13 protein-coding genes are annotated in these 17,781 nt (G+C 50.1%); 8 read left to right on the top strand and 5 right to left on the bottom strand.

What is annotated here, in order from left to right; genetic code table 11:
- The first annotated feature begins 257 nt into the window (after nt 1-257).
- The 3 genes from RGU75_RS20325 to RGU75_RS20315 all read left to right on the top strand — a co-directional run bounded on the left by RGU75_RS20325 (nt 258) and on the right by RGU75_RS20315 (nt 3,596).
- A complete protein-coding gene (locus RGU75_RS20325) occupies nt 258-1,679 on the top strand; it encodes a nodulation protein NfeD (RefSeq protein WP_322239097.1) in 1,422 nt (473 codons plus the stop codon).
- Nucleotides 1,676-2,446, top strand: coding sequence for a slipin family protein (locus RGU75_RS20320; protein ID WP_322239095.1), 771 nt, complete (start codon nt 1,676-1,678; stop codon nt 2,444-2,446). The genes RGU75_RS20325 and RGU75_RS20320 overlap by 4 nt, the downstream gene beginning before the upstream one ends.
- Before the next feature lie 127 nt (nt 2,447-2,573).
- Nucleotides 2,574-3,596, top strand: a complete 1,023-nt coding sequence (locus tag RGU75_RS20315; protein ID WP_322239093.1) for a class I fructose-bisphosphate aldolase — start codon at nt 2,574-2,576, stop codon at nt 3,594-3,596.
- Nucleotides 3,597-3,764: 168 nt separating this feature from the next.
- On the opposite strand, the gene RGU75_RS20310 is transcribed toward RGU75_RS20315, so the two are convergent.
- The 3 genes from RGU75_RS20310 to RGU75_RS20300 all read right to left on the bottom strand — a co-directional run bounded on the left by RGU75_RS20310 (nt 3,765) and on the right by RGU75_RS20300 (nt 11,242).
- The gene (locus tag RGU75_RS20310; RefSeq protein WP_416186884.1) at nt 3,765-8,648 is read right to left on the bottom strand and encodes an NAD-glutamate dehydrogenase; all 4,884 of its coding nucleotides are present in this window, start codon (nt 8,646-8,648) and stop codon (nt 3,765-3,767) included.
- A 182-nt stretch (nt 8,649-8,830) separates the two neighbouring features.
- Nucleotides 8,831-10,240, bottom strand: coding sequence for an NADP-dependent phosphogluconate dehydrogenase (gene gndA / locus RGU75_RS20305; protein ID WP_322239089.1), 1,410 nt, complete (start codon nt 10,238-10,240; stop codon nt 8,831-8,833).
- A gap of 189 nt (nt 10,241-10,429) precedes the next feature.
- On the bottom strand, nt 10,430-11,242 hold the full coding sequence (locus RGU75_RS20300) for a MipA/OmpV family protein (protein WP_322239088.1): 813 nt from the start codon (nt 11,240-11,242) through the stop codon (nt 10,430-10,432).
- Between the two features lie 433 nt (nt 11,243-11,675).
- Between RGU75_RS20300 and RGU75_RS20295 the strand changes: the two genes are divergently transcribed.
- The 3 genes from RGU75_RS20295 (at nt 11,676) to RGU75_RS20285 (ending at nt 13,538) form a co-directional block, all read left to right on the top strand.
- A complete protein-coding gene (locus tag RGU75_RS20295) occupies nt 11,676-11,906 on the top strand; it encodes a hypothetical protein (protein ID WP_322239086.1) in 231 nt (76 codons plus the stop codon).
- Nucleotides 11,907-12,013: 107 nt separating this feature from the next.
- A complete protein-coding gene (locus tag RGU75_RS20290; RefSeq protein ID WP_322239084.1) occupies nt 12,014-12,253 on the top strand; it encodes a DUF1488 family protein in 240 nt (79 codons plus the stop codon).
- A 298-nt stretch (nt 12,254-12,551) separates the two neighbouring features.
- Nucleotides 12,552-13,538 carry an LLM class flavin-dependent oxidoreductase gene (locus RGU75_RS20285; RefSeq protein WP_322239082.1) on the top strand — a complete coding sequence of 329 codons (987 nt, stop codon included), beginning with the start codon at nt 12,552-12,554 and terminating at the stop codon, nt 13,536-13,538.
- A gap of 219 nt (nt 13,539-13,757) precedes the next feature.
- Here the strand turns inward: RGU75_RS20285 and RGU75_RS20280 are convergent, their stop codons facing one another.
- Nucleotides 13,758-14,195, bottom strand: coding sequence for a universal stress protein (locus RGU75_RS20280; protein WP_322239081.1), 438 nt, complete (start codon nt 14,193-14,195; stop codon nt 13,758-13,760).
- Between the two features lie 281 nt (nt 14,196-14,476).
- On the opposite strand from RGU75_RS20280, the gene RGU75_RS20275 reads away from it, so the two are divergent.
- Complete coding sequence (locus RGU75_RS20275) at nt 14,477-15,796, top strand: sorbosone dehydrogenase family protein (RefSeq protein WP_322239079.1); 1,320 nt, start codon at nt 14,477-14,479, stop codon at nt 15,794-15,796.
- A gap of 257 nt (nt 15,797-16,053) precedes the next feature.
- Nucleotides 16,054-16,260 carry a dodecin gene (locus RGU75_RS20270; protein ID WP_322239077.1) on the top strand — a complete coding sequence of 69 codons (207 nt, stop codon included), beginning with the start codon at nt 16,054-16,056 and terminating at the stop codon, nt 16,258-16,260.
- A 134-nt stretch (nt 16,261-16,394) separates the two neighbouring features.
- Here RGU75_RS20270 and rhaI read toward each other — a convergent pair whose 3' ends face one another.
- Nucleotides 16,395-17,690, bottom strand: a complete 1,296-nt coding sequence (gene rhaI / locus RGU75_RS20265) for an L-rhamnose catabolism isomerase (protein WP_322240686.1) — start codon at nt 17,688-17,690, stop codon at nt 16,395-16,397.
- Between the last annotated feature and the right edge of the window lie 91 nt (nt 17,691-17,781).

Raw genomic sequence — 17,781 nt, 5'->3', positions numbered from 1 at the left:
AGCCTCCAGCCACTAGCCACTAGCCACATAACTTACCGTTGTCAGGGATTGCTGACCTTTATGCGTGCCTTGAATGTTAGGACAAGCAACAAGCGGCATGCATAAAAATGGAGCAGAAACTAACTTCTCTCTGTATAAATTTTGTTTTTTTGATAATAAATCGCAGGTTTGGGGATATTTTTTTGTTTTAGATGGTCTTATAACAGCTTACATACAAACCATTTTCTAACAATCTTTCAACAATACTTCGCGTCATTATGCTGAAGTTTCTGAAAACGATTCTCGTTATTGGTTTCGGCTTTGCCCTTCATTGCGGCGTTGCTGCGACGTCTGCTGCGACGTCTGCTGTGGTGGTGATTCCGGTCAATGGAGCGATCGGACCGGCAAGTGCGGATTTTATTGATCGACACATTCTGCTAGCGCAAAAATCCGGTGCGCAATTAATTGTCCTGCAAATGGATACACCCGGCGGCCTTGATATATCGATGCGGCAGATTATTCAGACGATACTGGCTTCGCCAGTGCCAGTTGCGAGTTTTGTTGCGCCCGGCGGGGCACGTGCGGCAAGTGCAGGGACTTTTATTCTCTATGCCAGTCATATTGCAGCGATGGCACCCGGTACAAATCTTGGTGCAGCCAGCCCGATTCAGGTTGGTATACCGGACCGTACGCGACCACCGCAACAGCAAAAATCCAAACAAGACGCTGGTAATTTAGGGGCCGGTACGGCTAAGACGGAGTTGCCGTCCGATAATGAAAGTACGTTGCATCGAAAGCAAATGCATGATGCAGCAGCGTATATCCGCGGTCTGGCGCAACTGCGTGGTCGCAATGCGGTATGGGCGGAGCGTGCGGTGCGCGAGGCGGTCAGTCTGTCCTCGAATGAAGCACTGACGCAAAAAGTGATCGACCTCATCGCTCAGGATGTGCCGGATCTGTTACACAAGTTGGATGGGCGCCAGGTCAGTACTGCTGATGGTAATCACGTTTTGCATACCGTCGGTGCGGACATTAAGACGATAAAGCTGGATGACAGAACGCGATTTCTGGCTGTTCTCACCGATCCAGGAACAGCGCTCATGTTATTGATGGTGGGAATTTTCGGGTTGATTTTTGAGTTCACTAATCCAGGAATCGTACTGCCGGGTGTGATCGGTGCCATTTGTTTATTGCTTGGTTTATTCGCCTTACAAATGTTGCCGGTAAATTACGCCGGGTTGGGACTCATTCTGCTTGGCCTGGGATTTTTGGTGGCGGAAGTATTCCTTCCTACGTTTGGCGTCGTCGGAATCGGTGGCCTGATTGCGTTCGGATTCGGCGCTACGATGTTGATCGACACGGATCAACCAGGTTTTGGCATTCCGTTGTCTTTGATTGTCGCGTTGGCCATTGTCGCCACGTTATTTGTCTATTTCGTCTCTAACGCGGTGCTGAAATCACGACGACGGCCGGTGGTCAGCGGAGCGGAACAATTGCTGGGCAGTACCGGAATCATGCTCAATGATATGCAATCTGATGGCGTCATTAGTGAAGGTTGGGCGCGGGTTCGCAGCGAGCAATGGCGGGCGCAAAGCATGGTGACACTGGCGAAAGGGCAGCGGGTGCGGGTGGTTTCCCGCACTGGCCTGATATTGGCGGTGGTGCCGATCAATGAGGTGGAACCAGGAGAGTTGATATGACACTCGGATTTGGATTCGGTGGCATTGTATTTCTGATCGTCGCGGTATTGCTCGTTACGTCAGTGCGCATCATGCGTGAGTATGAACGCGGTGTGATTTTTATGTTGGGACGGTTTTGGAAAGTGAAGGGGCCAGGGTTAGTATTACTGATTCCGGTAGTCCAGCAAATGGTGAGGGTAGATTTACGCACGGTGGTGTTTGATGTGCCACCGCAGGATGTCATCACGCGTGATAACGTTTCCGTAAAGGTTAATGCGGTGGTGTATTTTCGTATCGTTGATCCAGAGAAGTCGGTAATTCAGGTGGTCAAGTTTCTCGACGCCACTAGTCAATTAGCGCAGACAACGTTACGTTCGGTGCTTGGTAAGCACGAATTGGATGAACTGTTATCCGAACGCGAAAGGCTCAACCTCGACATCCAGAAAGTGCTGGACACGCAAACCGATGCATGGGGCATCAAGGTGTCAACTGTCGAGATAAAGCACGTAGATATCAATGAAACGATGATTCGCGCCATTGCACGCCAAGCTGAGGCCGAACGCGAACGGCGAGCTAAAATTATCCATGCGGAAGGCGAGTTACAAGCCTCGGAAAAACTCCTGCAAGCGGCGCAAATGCTGGCGCAACAGCCACAAGCCATGCAGTTGCGTTATCTGCAAACATTAACTGCTATTGCCGGAGATAAAAGTTCGACTATTATTTTCCCGGTGCCGATGGATATCTTTACTATTTTGGCCAATATAAAAGGTGTCGCGCCCGGAGAGTAACCGTAAGCAAGCTTACATTGGTCGATGCGATAAATTGATTTTAATTTCAGGCCACACTCAGATTACATTGCAACGTTAACGTATTTTATAAGTGAAGAACACGGCTGATAAAATTACTGGAGGCAGTATGTCGATTCTTGAACACGATCTTGAAAGCACGGTCGCAGCACTCATCGCGCCGGGTAAAGGGATTCTCGCCGCTGATGAGAGTGTTGGTACTATCGAGAAGCGTTTTAAAGCCGTGAACGTGGTTTCCACGCAAGAAAGTCGACGCGATTATCGGGAGCTATTGTTTTCTACGCCTGGGTTAAGTGAGTTCATCAGTGGCGTGATTCTTTTCGACGAGACGCTGAAGCAAAAAAATACCGTCGGCGTTCCACTGCCGGACTTATTAAAAACACAGGGCATGATACCCGGTATTAAGGTCGACATCGGTACGGTTTCATTACCCGGGTTTCCCGAAGAAAAAATCACGGAAGGTTTGGATGGCTTGGCGAAGCGCCTAAATGACTACAAGCATTTAGGTGCGCGATTTGCTAAATGGCGGGCCGTATTAACGATCGATGAAGGGCTTCCGTCGGCGCAAGGGATTGCCGCCAACGCCTATGTTTTGGCGCGGTATGCGGCCATTTGCCAGTCAGCCGGTTTGGTACCGATTGTTGAGCCAGAAATATTGATGGACGGCGATCATACGCTGGAGACATGTGGCAGTATTACTGAACGTGTTTTACACACCGTATTTCACGCTCTGCATGCCCAGCGGGTCATGCTTGAATTGATGATTTTGAAGCCGAATATGGTGGTGCCGGGTTCACTCTGTAAAGTGCAAGCGTCGCCACAGCAAATTGCTCAGGCAACGCTGACCTGTTTTCGCCGTACCGTCCCGGCAGCAGTGCCGGGTATTAACTTTCTTTCAGGCGGCCAAACGGACGCAGCCGCGACAGCGAATCTTAATGCGATGAATGCTCAGATAAAGCACCCTTGGAATGTCAGCTTTTCTTACGGTCGAGCGCTGCAATCGACGGCGATTCAGGCGTGGGCAGGCGAACTTGCGAATAAGGAGGTCGCGCAACAGGCGCTGTACCGACGCGCCCGCTTGAATAGTGCAGCAGTTTTGGGGACTTACTCGGCGGCAATGGAAGAAGATTAGTGTGAGATCGAAGGCGATCTTTTATACATCCTCATTCTGGCGCTGAAAAAGGTTGATCGCCGGGAGCTATTTAGCGTGAAAGTGTGAAAGGGTGAAGAAGATATCCTGATGATGGGGAACATTCAACAAAGACTGCTTTTGGCAGTCTTTGTTTTTTTGTGGACAGCCTTATTTCGTTTCTATCGCTCGCATCTCGCGCGCTGCTACAGAAAGCATCGCCAAATCGACATTTCCCCCCAACTGAAAATCGATCAACAGGCGACGGTAGCGCTCTAATTGTGGACGATTGGCAGATTGCCAGACTTCGACCATTTCCGGGGATTGGTCGAGAGTAGGCGAGAGTTGGATAACATTTGCCGTCAGGGCGCGTTGCAGCGTGGTTAAATCACTTTGCAAAGCGGTGCGGGCAAGTGTCTGCCAATGCGTATCGACCGGTAGTGTGGCCGCACGCTCTCGCATCCATCCGAAGTTAAGATTGAGGTCGAGGGCGAAATAAACTTGCGCCACAAGCTCCAGACTACGACCCGTCACGGTAGCCACTTCTGCTATATCGAGTACGGCACCGATCAGCTCAGCACTTGCTACGCGCCGCGCCAGCGTTTCCGATACGCCTGCTTGCATCAATGCCGCTTGTTTCGCTTTTAGCGCTTCTGCATCTGTGGCTGTCAGCAATGAAACCAATATAGGGCCAAGCTGATCCGCGGCAGGGCGGAAACGGGCGACCATGGCTTCAATCGTCTCTGCGGTGGCATGACGATGCAAGAACCAGAAGCTGGCTTGCTCGATAAGGCGGCCGACCGCAATAAACATTTGAGCTTGCAGCGCGTCGGGTACGACATTGTCCAGTGCGTCGATATCGCTCCAGATGTCCTCGAAACCAAAAACGTCGCGCGCGATGATGGAGGCTCTGATCACATCGGTTGGACTGGCGCCACTTTCCTCGCTAAGTTGATGCACAAAAGTGGTCCCGACCCGGTTGGTGAACGTATTCACCACGTAAGTCGCAATGATTTCGCGTGCCAGCGGATGACGCGACATCACGTCAGGATAACGTTCGCGCAATGGTTGCGGAAAGTATTGTGCCAGTGCGCGACTAATAAACTGATCATCCAGTAAATCCGAGGCCAGCGTGGTTTCGTACAACCACATTTTGTTGTAGGCCATCAGCACAGCACGTTCAGGCGTGGTTAGTCCTTGCTTGGCAGTCTTGCGCTCGGCGATAGCCTCCTCCGAGGGTAAAAATTCGACCGTACGGTCAAGTCGTCCTGCGCGCTCAAGATAACGGATCAGACGTGCTTCCGGTTCAAGTAGTGATGCGGCGCAACGACCGGCGACAGACAGGGCCTGGGTTTGGTAGTAGTTGTCGGTCAACACCTGTTTGCCCACCTCGTCGGTCATCTCGGCGAGCAATTTGTTGCGTTGCTTCTCGGTCATCTCGCCTTCGGTCACCACTAGTCCCAGCAAAATCTTGATATTGACTTCATGGTCTGAGCAATCAACACCAGCGGAATTGTCGATGGCATCGGTGCAGATCCGTCCACCTTTTTGGGCGAATTCGATGCGCCCGAATTGGGTTAGTCCCAAGTTGCCGCCCTCAGCCACCACTTTGCATTGTAGTTGCGCGCCGTTAACCCTGATGGCGTCATTGGCACGATCACCGACCTGTGCGTGGGATTCGTAACCGGCTTTGACATAAGTGCCGATACCGCCGTTGTACAGCATGTCTACCGGAGCGACCAGAATGGCATGTATTAAATCGGTAGGTGCCAACTCGGTAGCGGTAACCCCAAGTGCAGCGCGGACTTCCGGCGAGAGCGGAACGGTCTTCAACGACCGGGGATAAATGCCCCCGCCGACGGACAGCAATTTGGCATCATAGTCTGCCCAACTGGAGCGCGGCAAGACGAATAAGCGTGCGCGTTCGGCAAAGCTTGCAGCAGTATCCGGGTTAGGGTCGAGAAATATATGACGATGATCGAAAGCAGCCACGAGTTTAATGTGATTGGATAACAGCATTCCGTTACCAAACACATCCCCCGACATATCCCCGATCCCGGCAACAGTAAAATCCTGTTCTTGCGTGTTGACACCAATTTCGCGGAAGTGGCGTTTGACCGCTTCCCACGCACCGCGGGCCGTAATGCCCATTTTTTTATGGTCGTAACCCACGGAGCCGCCGGAGGCAAACGCGTCAGTGAGCCAGAATCCATATTCGGCAGAAATAGCATTGGCGAAATCGGAAAAAGTCGCCGTGCCTTTATCTGCGGCAACGACCAGATAAGGATCATCCGCGTCATACCGTACGACGTCCGTGGGTGGTACGACTTTGCCACCAACTAAATTATCGGTCAGATCAAGCAAGCCGCGTAAAAAATTCTGATAGCAGGCGATACCTTCTTTTAAATAGGCTTCGCGGTCCGAGGCTGGCGGCGCATTTTTCAGTACGAACCCACCTTTTGATCCAACTGGCACAATGACCGCGTTCTTCACCATTTGCGCTTTCACCAGTCCCAATACTTCGGTCCTGAAGTCTTCGCGTCGATCCGACCAGCGCAATCCACCGCGGGCCACTTTGCCACCTCTTAAATGGACGCCCTCGAAACGCGGCGAATAGACCCAAATTTCGAACATCGGCTTCGGAGCCGGTAGTCCCGGGACCTTGGCTGGGTCGAACTTGAATGATAAGTATGGTTTCGGTTTACCATTGACGTCGCGCTGAAAATAATTGGTGCGTAACGTCGCTTGAATGACCCCTAAAAATTGTCTTAGAATGCGGTCTTCATCCAGGTTAGGAACCTGATCCATCGCCTCTTCGGTCTGCTGCAAAAGGGTATCTATGCGGACTTGGTCAGGGCGACCACCCTTAATGTTAGCTGCGGGATCGAAGCGCGCGATAAACAGCTCTACCAATTTGCGGGCAATCGACGGATTGCCGGTCAAAGCTTGTTCGATGTACGCATTGCTAAAGGTTGAGCCGACCTGACGTAAATAGCGTGCGTAAGCACGTAATATCGTCACTTCGCGCCAATTGAGTTGGGCGCCGAATACCAGTCGGTTCAGGTCGTCATTATCGGCTTCGCCATTCCATACATGGGCGAATGCATCTTCAAATATGTCTTTGATGCGGTCGATCTCGACCTCCCCGCCATCTGCAGTTTGCATACCAAAATCATGAATCCATACGGGAGCCGCATCTTGCACTTCAATCCGATAAGGGCGTTCTTCCTGCACCTTAACACCCATATGTTCCAGCATCGGTAAGCTCTGCGAGAGGGCGATTGGTTTGCCGGAGTGGTATATCTTCAGGCGTAAGGACGAAGCAGCAGCTTCGATAGGGCGATATAGATTCATCGCCAGTCCGGCCCGCTGTTGTGCCAGTTCCATTAATTCGATATCTCGCACTGTGGCACGCGCTGCATAATCCTCACGGAAGCCAGCCGGAAATGAAGCCGCATAACGGCGCAATAATCGGTTGCCATGTTCCTCACCACGGTTTTCCAGCAATGCATCGGCTAGATCGTCCTGCCAGCGGCGTGTGGCTTGCACAATCTTGGTTTCAAGTTCGCTAATATCAGTATTAGTTACCGTACCAGCTTCGGTACGCACTGTGAACTGGATACGTGCCAATACGGAATCGGACAACAATGGAGTGAATTCGATACTCAAGCCATTGAATGCGTCGAGCAATAAAGTTTGGATACGGACGCGTAGTTCTGTATTGAATTTGTCACGCGGCACGTACACCAAGCAGGATACGTAACGGCCGAATGCGTCGCGGCGTACAAATAGGCGTGTGCGCTGGCGCTCTTCAAGCCGGAGAATACCTATGGCGGTATCGTACAAATTGTCTTCATCAACTTGAAACAATTCGTCGCGTGGATATTGTTCAAGTATAGTCGTAAGCGTTTTTGCCAGATGCCCCTTTGGTACAAAGCTTGCACGCTCCCGCACCTTCGCCACCTTGCGCCGTATGATCGGGATATCGCTAGTAGTAACCATGTACGCGGTTGAGGTATAAAGGCCGACAAAGCGCCGTTCGCCGATCACTTTGCCTCCAGTATCGTACCGTTTGACACCGACGTAATCCAGATAGCCGGGGCGATGCACGGTAGCGCGAGAATCAGCTTTGGTGATAAAAACAGGGGAAGGAGAGTCGATAATCGCTTGCGCGCCGCTTGGTAATTTAGTCATGTCAGCGCTATCCGACGACCGCGTGGTATCCCGCAGTGAATCGCGCAATATTCCGAGACCTGAGCCCGCAACTGCCTGCAAATAATTTTCACCAGCGTTGATGACTAGCTCATAATCGCGGCAGCCTAGAAACGTGAAGTGATCATTGATCATCCATTCCAGAAAAGCGCGGCCTTCGTCGATTTCGGCCTGTTGCGTGTCATCCTTGCCGGGCTGATCATTTAGTTCAGTGACTGCGGCCGTGGCGCTGGTCATCATGCCGTGCCAATCTTCAACTGCTGCCCGTACATCACTTAGTACCTTTTTGACGCCAGTTAAAATTTCTTCAAGCTTATGAGGCTCGGTACACCGGTCAATCTCAAAATGTATGTAGGATTCCAGCTTTGGTGCGTTGTGTTGCTCATCGATTTTTGCGCTGATGTCAGTAGCAGCCTGAATTCTTTCGACCTGGCCGGAAGCATCACGCCAGACACGGAATACCGGATGGATGGCAGCGTGCAACGTGAGTCCAAGGCGATTAATTTCGGTGGTTACCGAGTCCACCAGAAAGGGCATGTCGTCGTTGACGATTTCGATGACGCTATGGGCTGATTCCCAGCCGTGCTCATCGATTTGGGGATTATAAATACGCACGCGGGGCGCGCCTGTTTTAAAATGTCGTGCAAATTGCCAGTGGGACATTACAGCACCATACAGATCACTGATATTGCGACTTTGTACCTGTTCCTCACCAACTTGAGAATAGTAATTTGCCATAAAGGGCTGCATCGTAGCAAAAACGTCGGGTGGAAGTCTGTCGTGTGCGAACTTCACCATTTCTGTTAATTGTTGCTGTTTTTTTTCTTCCGCTGCTTTTTTTATCACTGGCATACATTTCTTTCGTTATTTAACCTGTACAGGCGCATTAAGGTGCACATTAATGCGCCAGATTAATGGGCCGAAAACAGGTTTTGTTCGATGAGTTAAATCATAGTTGTGCCGATTGCAAACAAACCAAATAAAAATAAAGAGACGACAGGTCACCGTTGGTGCGTTCTTGTGTATTAAGGCCAACTAGCGTGAAAGCTGCCCTTTTTATCAATCCGCTCGAACGTGTGCGCGCCAAAAAAGTCGCGTTGTGCCTGAATTAGATTGGCCGGAAGCCGTTCGGTTCGATACGCATCAAAATAAGCAATCGCGGACGAGAACGCGGGGACCGGCACACCAGCGTTGAGTGCAGCGATCACAACCTCGCGCAGTGCGGATTGGTATTTTTCTGCGATCTCGGAAAAGTAGTCATCCAGCAGCAGATTAGCCAACTGTTTGTTAGTAGCGTACGCCTCCATAATTTTTTGCAAAAAACTGGCGCGGATGATGCAACCGGCACGGAAAATTTTAGCGATGTTCCCGTAGTCCAGATCCCATTTGTATTCATTCGATGCTGCACGCAACTGTGCAAAGCCCTGTGCGTATGAAATGATTTTGCTGAAATACAGCGCACGTTGCACAGCGTCAATCAGTGCTTTGCGATCACCGTTATAGGTTTGTTGCAGCGGTCCTGACAGTTTTTTGCTTGCTGCTACTCGTTCGTCTTTGAGCGACGATAAGACGCGCGCAAAAACTGCTTCAGTGATAAGAGGTAGCGGCGCGCCTAAATCCAGCGCATTTTGGCTGGTCCATTTTCCGGTGCCTTTTTGTGCAGCCCGATCCAGGATGACGTCTACCAAATCTTTATCGGTATCGGTGTCTTTTTTTGCAAAAATCTGGGAAGTGATTTCTATCAGGTAACTATTGAGTTCACCCTTGTTCCAGTCTGAATATACCTGGCTTAGCTCTTGATTCGATAGGCCAATGACGTTTTTTAAGACCGCGTAACTTTCTGCGATGAGTTGCATGTCGCCATACTCAATCCCATTGTGGACCATCTTCACAAAATGTCCGGCGCCATTGGGGCCGATATAGCCTACGCAGGGCACGCCGTCCGCCGCTTTGGCAGCGATTTCGGTCAGTATCGGTGCGACCAGATCGTAAGCTTCGCGCTGCCCGCCCGGCATAATGGCGGGGCCTTTAAGCGCACCTTCCTCGCCACCGGATACGCCGGTGCCAATAAAGTGAATACCCGATTTGGCCAGATCGTCGTTGCGCCGAATGGTATCGGTAAAATGCGTGTTCCCACCATCGATCAGGATGTCGCCGTTATCCAATAACGGCTTGACGGCAGCAATCGTCTCATCAGTCGCCGAACCGGCTTTGACCATTAACAGGACGCGGCGCGGCTTCTCGAGCGAATCGATGAACTCTTTGAGAGAATACGTTGCAACAAGATTGCGGTCTGGAAATTCTGCGACCAGCGAATCAGTTTTTTCAGCACTACGGTTATAGACGGAGACCGAATGGCCTCGGCTTTCAATATTTAGTGCAAGATTACGACCCATTACGGCCAATCCAATTACACCAATTATTTGCTTAGTCATGATCGTTCTCCAAAAAAAGACTGCTAATGTTGAAAGGGAGCTTTAAAAATAGAGGCTTACTTTCTACTATTGATGATAGCTGACTTAAGCGGAGTGCCGCTTTCGTCAACCTATCTAAAGGAATGCGATCTGATAAACCGCCTTGTGCGTTTTAAAACTACGCGATTAAGTTGCCTTTATATTTTGCAATTACTTAAATCGATAAGCTAGTGATACAAAGTAACTTTGAGCCGTCCTCTTGTCGACGATGGGACTGTTGGTGATGCCATTGCCGAGCCACTTATAGCGCCCGTATACGTTGACAACCCAGGTTGCATTAATAGGAATTTCGACCTGTAGTGCCACGAGTGGATTTGTTGTGCCTTTGCCTTGATAGGCAGCGTAACGTTTATTAGCGGCAGATTCGGCTGGTGTAATGCCGTAGTAATAATTAACGAAATTTGCACTGCGATATTCAGCACCGATTTGTGGGTAAAAGTTAACCGGGCCAGCCTTTATTTCACCTGCATAGATGGCTTCCAGCAACGTGCCATGCGATTTGTTGACGTCGTAAAAAGCGTTCAGAAAGAACGCACCAACCGGAGTTTCCTGAAAAGTGCCAATACCTAAGGGAATCCCATTTTTGCGTTCGGTCAAACCTCTTAGCGTTGAGTTGGAAGTTTTAAAACCATCAAAACTGACACGACCAGTGAGTTCCAGATAGCCATACCCCATTTTGACCGTTTTTATGCCGAAGGTATCGACCCGCGCAAATAACCGGCCATAGTCAAGATAGGCGTACGGCAATATCAGGGTTGAACTACGTTTACCACGTATTTCTCCGTGTATTTCGCTGGGTGCCTCGTACACACCTACGCCTAAATCACCCATTATGCGCTGAGGAAACTCATCAACATCAGACGTGGTCGAGTCTTGTGCAACCGCGCTTGAAATTAAAACCAATCCTGTTATTCCTCCTAGGATGGCGCCCAGTATGGCTTTGCTCTGGCCGTTTTCTTTCATACTTTTCCGTAGTTTAGTCATGCTTGACGATGAAACCCGCATTTTGCCTGGCGCCAGCCGTTCACAGTGCGCCGGTAATCCTGTCTCTGCCAATAAGCTAGATTCATAAAAAAGCGGATCCAGCCCTCTTCAAAATGAAATAAAACAGCCCTATATTGTTACATCTCAAACGTGTTTAGACTAGGTTTGATTCTCTTTATTGTTGAATATTCGGAATGGATTTGGGCAAGTCCCAATTAAAATTTATTGAAAGATGTTTTCTTTTGGCAGGCCTTATTCTAAGGGAATCCATAATTGACACTAGTTTGAGAGGCTTTGCGTATTGCGAGTATTCTCCTTATGGTAATAGTAAATACTGTTGAAAATAATTGTTTGATAACTACGTTATCTAAAAAAATACAAACGAGTGTATTTTTCTTTTAAGGAGAGCGATATGAGCGCCATTACAACCACTAACTACGAAGGTTATGAGATACATACGCGTGCTGTGCCTATTGGTGACGTTTGGGCAGCTGAATATTCAATCAGTAAAGATGGTGAAACAAAAATATCGTGGACTCGGGCAAATATTGCGGAAGGACTGCCCACTCACGGCACTGCAAACCATGCAGCCCTCGAAAACGCTAAAGCGGACATCCAACTTGACCTCTCTACGTTCACTTAATATTTAAATACGATAGTTGTATTTGTCTTGTATGCGTTCAGGCGATCGAATCCATAATTCAGGTTGCTTTTGATGAGTGAATAGAAATTTTTCAAGAAGCGGGCTATATGCTAGTTAATGGAAAAAATACCGAGATTACGTTCGCTGTGCCATTTGAGGGAGGAACAGTGACATGTACGGTGCTAGCCGAGGCGTTACGGCATTTAACAAAAAATCCGGCAAGTAGTCTCACTCGAGACCAATTGGTCAGCGCCTTTTTGGATAACAAACCCTTAATTCGAGCGGTAGCCCTTAAAGAGCTTGAAATGGGCGTCGATGAAGTAATTTTGACGGCATCGAGTTTTTAAGGGAGGAGCGCAACTTCAGCCTAATCCTCAATGGATGTCCTCGCGCTAGAACATCAGACGCAAATAGCGCGGATATCACAGGTTGAAAGCGGCGTGGACGTCATTCTTTACCCAATTCCATTACTCGAGCGATGTCGCATGACACTTTTGTAAGTGTTTTGAACCAACCTCTTTTTTAAGTGTAAGCGCTGACTTGATCTGCCGCGCTATCAGCCCATAAGACTGGCCTCCGCCAAATCAAAATCGGCAGAAAGGTTATACTCAAAGACCGCATAAGCAGTTAGATAAGGACACACCCATGATCCCCATTTCGATCCTCGATTTGGTCCGTATTACGCAAGGTAGCACCGCCCGCACCGCGCTCGACAATGCGCGAGATCTCGCACGCCACGCTGAAGGTTGGGGCTACCGCCGATTTTGGATGGCCGAACATCACAATATGATTGGTATTGCCAGTGCTGCAACAGCTGTCGCGATTGCGCACGTTGCCGCTGGAACCAGCACGATTCGCGTGGGCGCTGGTGGCGTCATGCTACCAAACCACGCTCCACTCCTTATTGCCGAACAGTTTGGAACGCTTGCATCATTATTTCCGGGGCGCATTGATCTGGGACTGGGAAGGGCGCCGGGCACTGATCAGATTACTACGCGTGCGCTGCGCCGCGATTCTGCGAGCGCTGAAGAATTCCCGCAGGATGTACTCGAACTTCAGGCTTTTCTCGCGCCAGCTGAACCGGGCCAACGCATTGTCGCGGTACCAGGCGTAGGCACAGAAGTGCCTCTCTGGATTTTGGGATCGAGCACATTTGGTGCCAGACTTGCTGCCAAACTGGGTTTGCCATATGCATTCGCATCGCATTTTGCGCCGGATTCACTTGAGGCCGCGCTCCAAGCTTATCGGGCGCAATTTCATGCGTCTGCTCAACAGGCATCGCCGCATGCGATGGTGGGTATCAATATTATTGCCGCCGAGACCGACGCCGAAGCGCAGCGTCTGGCGACGACGCAACAAATGTCTTTTACCGACATGTTTCGCGGTGCCCGAGGTTTGAGCAAGCCACCAATCGATGATATTGAGACTTATTGGTCAGGTGCAGAGAAAGCGCAAGCATCGCATATGCTGGCTTTTTCGGTTGTCGGCTCGAAACAGACTGTACGCGAAGGGTTGGAAAGGTTAATTTCAATGACTGGTGCGGACGAATTGATGATCGTCTCGGACGTTTTCGATCATGCCGCACGGCTTCGGTCATATGAAATCATTGCAGATATAGCGCGCGGCGCCTAAAGTTAAGGCAAAGGATAAGTTCATTCACCTAGTGGGTTGAAGTGGACGTTAACCGACGTTTGAGACGCACAGCGATGGTCCATGATGGTATCGCTGAAAGAAAAAATAAGCCTTATGATTTGGCTTTAGTGTTTCGGGTTTATTGCTCTAACTTAAAGCTAAGTCATTCGAGCGTCACAACCTAATTTTAAAATAAAAATAAAAATGTGCTTTAGGGTTTTATAGGGCGCTTTGAACAGCCACTAACACGTTGCATTTGACCCGTTCGACGAGCAAAGCATCCGTCGATCCGCGCCACCAACGGGCGGAAAACGCTTTGCGGCGAGAGTGCCCGACGATCACAAGATCGACTTTTAACGCTTCTGCCATTGAGCCGATCACATCAATCGGTTCGCCAGTCTGAAGGTGAGTTGCCACACGCAGTCCAGCGGCGACCATTAATGCTTTACCCGCTTCCAATTCTTCTTTAATGACCTGAGTCCTGTTTGCAAAAGCCACTTCCGGGCAATAACCTCCCGCCATTCCATGCGCCGACAGTTCGATGACGGCCAGCAAATGGACTTCAGTCGAAGCAGGCGGATGGAGTTGAATACATTCGTATAAGGCCGAGCGACTGTCTGGCGTGCCGTTGTAAGTGACCAGGATTTTATTGAACATAAACGCCTCCAACAGATGAGATTTCAGCATTATTGCAACTAAGTCATGGTCCTTATTGTGCGCTCTTTATCGGGTCCAGGTTATAACGTTTTTATGACCGTTTGGCGTAGTAATGCAGGCGGAACAAAGAGCCGGATCGATATAGACCTCCTCGCTCTCCTTGTACATCAGGTCCTGTCTTACAGGTTTATCGCGTTTTTCATCGAAATACTGACCGCATACATGCAAACCTTGCAGTAAAATATTTTTTGATAGAATCTACAGATACCTGGAGACTTTACATGCGCTATCCTTTTATTGCACCCTCGACCATTTGTGTTTTAGTCATGCATCTTAGCGCTTGTGGCGAGGTGGCGACATTGCCGGAACAGGCGGATATGGGGCCACATCCGACAATCCCGGCACCGCATGTGACGCTATTGCCCACCGTCAATATAGCGCCAGCTACGGGTTGGCCTGCTGGCCTAGTACCGCAGGCCGGCGCTGGCCTTGCAGTGAAAGCACTTGCCACCGGCCTTGATCATCCGCGTTGGTTGTATGTACTCCCCAATGGTGATGTGCTGGTGGCAGAAACCAACGCTCCGCCCAAGCCCGACGATAGCAAAGGTATTAAGGGTTGGATCATGAGGCTTGTCATGAAACGGGCAGGTGCTGGCGTACCGAGCGCTAATCGCATCACCCTGTTGCGCGATACAAATGGCGACGGCGTGGTCGCCACAAAAACGGTGTTCCTGCAAGGATTGAATTCTCCCTTTGGCATGACATTGGTTGGCACCGATTTGTATGTTGCTACGACTGATGCCCTATGGCGCTTTCCCTATCGCACTGGCGAAACACAAATTACGGTGCCAGGTGTAAAAGTGATTGATTTACCCGGAGGGCCGATCAATCATCACTGGACAAAAAACGTGATCGCAAGTCGGGATGGTTCGCATCTATATGTAACGGTTGGCTCGAATAGCAATGTTGCCGAAAACGGACTTGAAAACGAGGTCAACCGCGCCGCCATCCTGGAAGTTGATGCCAAAACAGGTCGCTCGCGCATCTTCGCCTCGGGCTTACGCAATCCGAATGGTCTAGCTTGGCAACCACACAGTGGTGCTCTGTGGACGGCGGTCAACGAACGCGATGAACTTGGCAGCGATCTGGTGCCGGACTATATGACTTCGGTGAAGGACGGCGGTTTTTATGGATGGCCTTATAGTTATTATGGCCAGCATGTGGATACGAGAGTGAAGCCGCCGCGGCCTGATATGGTGGATAAAGCGATTGCGCCAGATTATGCGCTAGGTGCGCATACGGCCAGCCTTGGGCTTGCTTTCTATGAAGGTAATTTATTGCCGAAGCATTTTTTTGGCGGAGCGTTTATCGGCCAGCACGGCTCTTGGAATCGCAAGCCCAGGAGCGGTTACAAAGTGATTTTTGTCCCCTTTATTGACGGAAATCCTGCTGGTCCACCTGAAGACGTTCTTACCGGTTTTGTAACTGCGCAGGGTGATGCGATGGGCCGCCCGGTTGGCGTGGCGGTCGACCGCACGGGCGCGCTTTTGGTCGCTGATGACGTTGGCAATGTCGTATGGCGGGTTACCCCCAGTCGTTAGCCGACCGGTTGGTTTGAGAGGTGGCGATGCGAACGCTGTTCAGCGAATAGAGGGATGGGATAAAGAGCGCGAAGTAAATGGTTAGGCCTGTCTGCTAGTAAGGCTGGTGAAGTATCGGCGCGGCGAAAGTTTGAGGAACTATTAAGTTTTATGATTTTTATGGAAAATGAATCATTTGACTACTATGATGGAAGCTAAAGCGATATGCGAGCGAATGTCATATCCCAACTCAACCATAGTCAATACAGGAAATTACCATGTCTACCCATACGTACAAACTGGTCGAGTTGGTCGGGACCTCAAAAACTGGTAGCGATGATGCAATACGTGATGCGATTACCAAGGCGGCGCTGACGGTTAAACATATGGACTGGTTCGAAGTCGTTGAAACCCGAGGTCATATTGTGGATGGCAAGATTTCTCATTATCAGGTAACGATCAAAGTTGGCTTCAGGTTAGAGTAACAAACCGTTGACCGACCTTTAGCTTTCCTCGTGGACGTTACCGCGCGCCTGGTTTTATACGCTGAGGCAGGACATTAGAGGCGCTGCGGGGTTGCGAACCTGGGAACCTGATGCCGGGATTGAATTCTAGAGCCTCAAATAATACCGCTACTACTGATCCCTGCCTTCGGTGGTCGTTGTTGGCCTTTTTGTGCGCGATATCCGGTTGAACGGTAGCAGCCGATGGGGTCGATTGTCGCGCCCGAGCGGAACCGTGCCATTGCCAGAATAGGACTGACGTCGGTACGGAATGCATGTTTCAAGGTTTGTGCCGATTGGAGTACGTCGTTTTGCTCCTGATAATGCTGCAACGCCGTGCGGTCAACGATGGCAGATTGAATAAACGCCCGCTGTACTTCAATGGCGCTGCTCATCAAACTTTCAATCGGATCGGTTACGTTGTGTGACTGGTCGAGCATATACGATGGTTTAAACGATGCCCCCTCGCGTTGCGCAACATCCGCCAACTCGTTGAAGATCAAAAATAATTGGAAGGGATTGATGCTGCCCGAGTCCAGATCGTCATCGCCGTATTTGCTATCGTTAAAATGGAAACCACCCAATTTGCCAAACTGTGCAAGGCGGGCAACGATCATTTCGATATTGGTATTGGGCGCGTGGTGACCCAGATCGACAAGGCATTTTGCCTTCGGTCCCAGTTCGGTCGCGCATGCAAAACTAGTACCCCAATCGGCGATAGTGGTGGCGTAGAAAGCCGGTTCAAATAATTTGTGCTCAATATAGACCAACCAGTCGGATGGCAATGCGCTGTAGATTTCGCGCATGCTATCCAGATAGCGTTCGAGCGCGCCGCGTAGATTGTGCTGGCCGGGAAAGTTTGCGCCATCACCGATCCAGACTGTAAGCGCGTTAGAACCGAGGGCCCGCCCTAACGTAATGCAGTCGATATTGTGTGCAATCGCTTGAGCGCGTGCGGCAGGATTGTTTGCTGTCAGACTGCCATTTTTGTACGAATGCGCTTGCCCGGCCTGATCCTGAAATGTATTCGAATTAACGGTGTCAAAACCTAAGCCATATCCGCTTGCGATTTCTCGCAGAGCCGCAGGATCAGTCGTTTTATCCCAGGGAAAATGCAGTGATACAGTCGGTGTAGCGTGCGTTAATTGATGGATCACCGCGCAGTCTTCCATCTTTTCGAACACGTTTCGCGGCTCGCCAATTCCTGGAAAACGTGCGAAACGCGTACCGCCGGTGCCTACGCCCCAACTCGGTAACGCGACTGCAAAAGTTTGGGCTAATGCGGTCAATTTTTCAATGTCTTGTCCGCGCCGTGCCAGCATGCCACCGAGTGCTTCATAGTCAGCTTGAAGATTATTTTGTATGTTGGTATTGTGTTCGGCAATCCGGCCGGTATCGATCATTGCATTCATCATGTCTCCTGATTTTCAGCACCGAGGCAACAATTATTAGCGCCTGCTGCTGGTTATGTATATTTAATATGCTGGCGATTCGGGCGCATTC

The sequence above is a fragment of the Glaciimonas sp. CA11.2 genome (genome assembly GCF_034314045.1).
GTDB lineage: Bacteria > Pseudomonadota > Gammaproteobacteria > Burkholderiales > Burkholderiaceae_D > Glaciimonas.
Note: the sequence above shows the minus strand (reverse complement) of the source record. Positions and strands in the feature narration are given on the sequence as shown.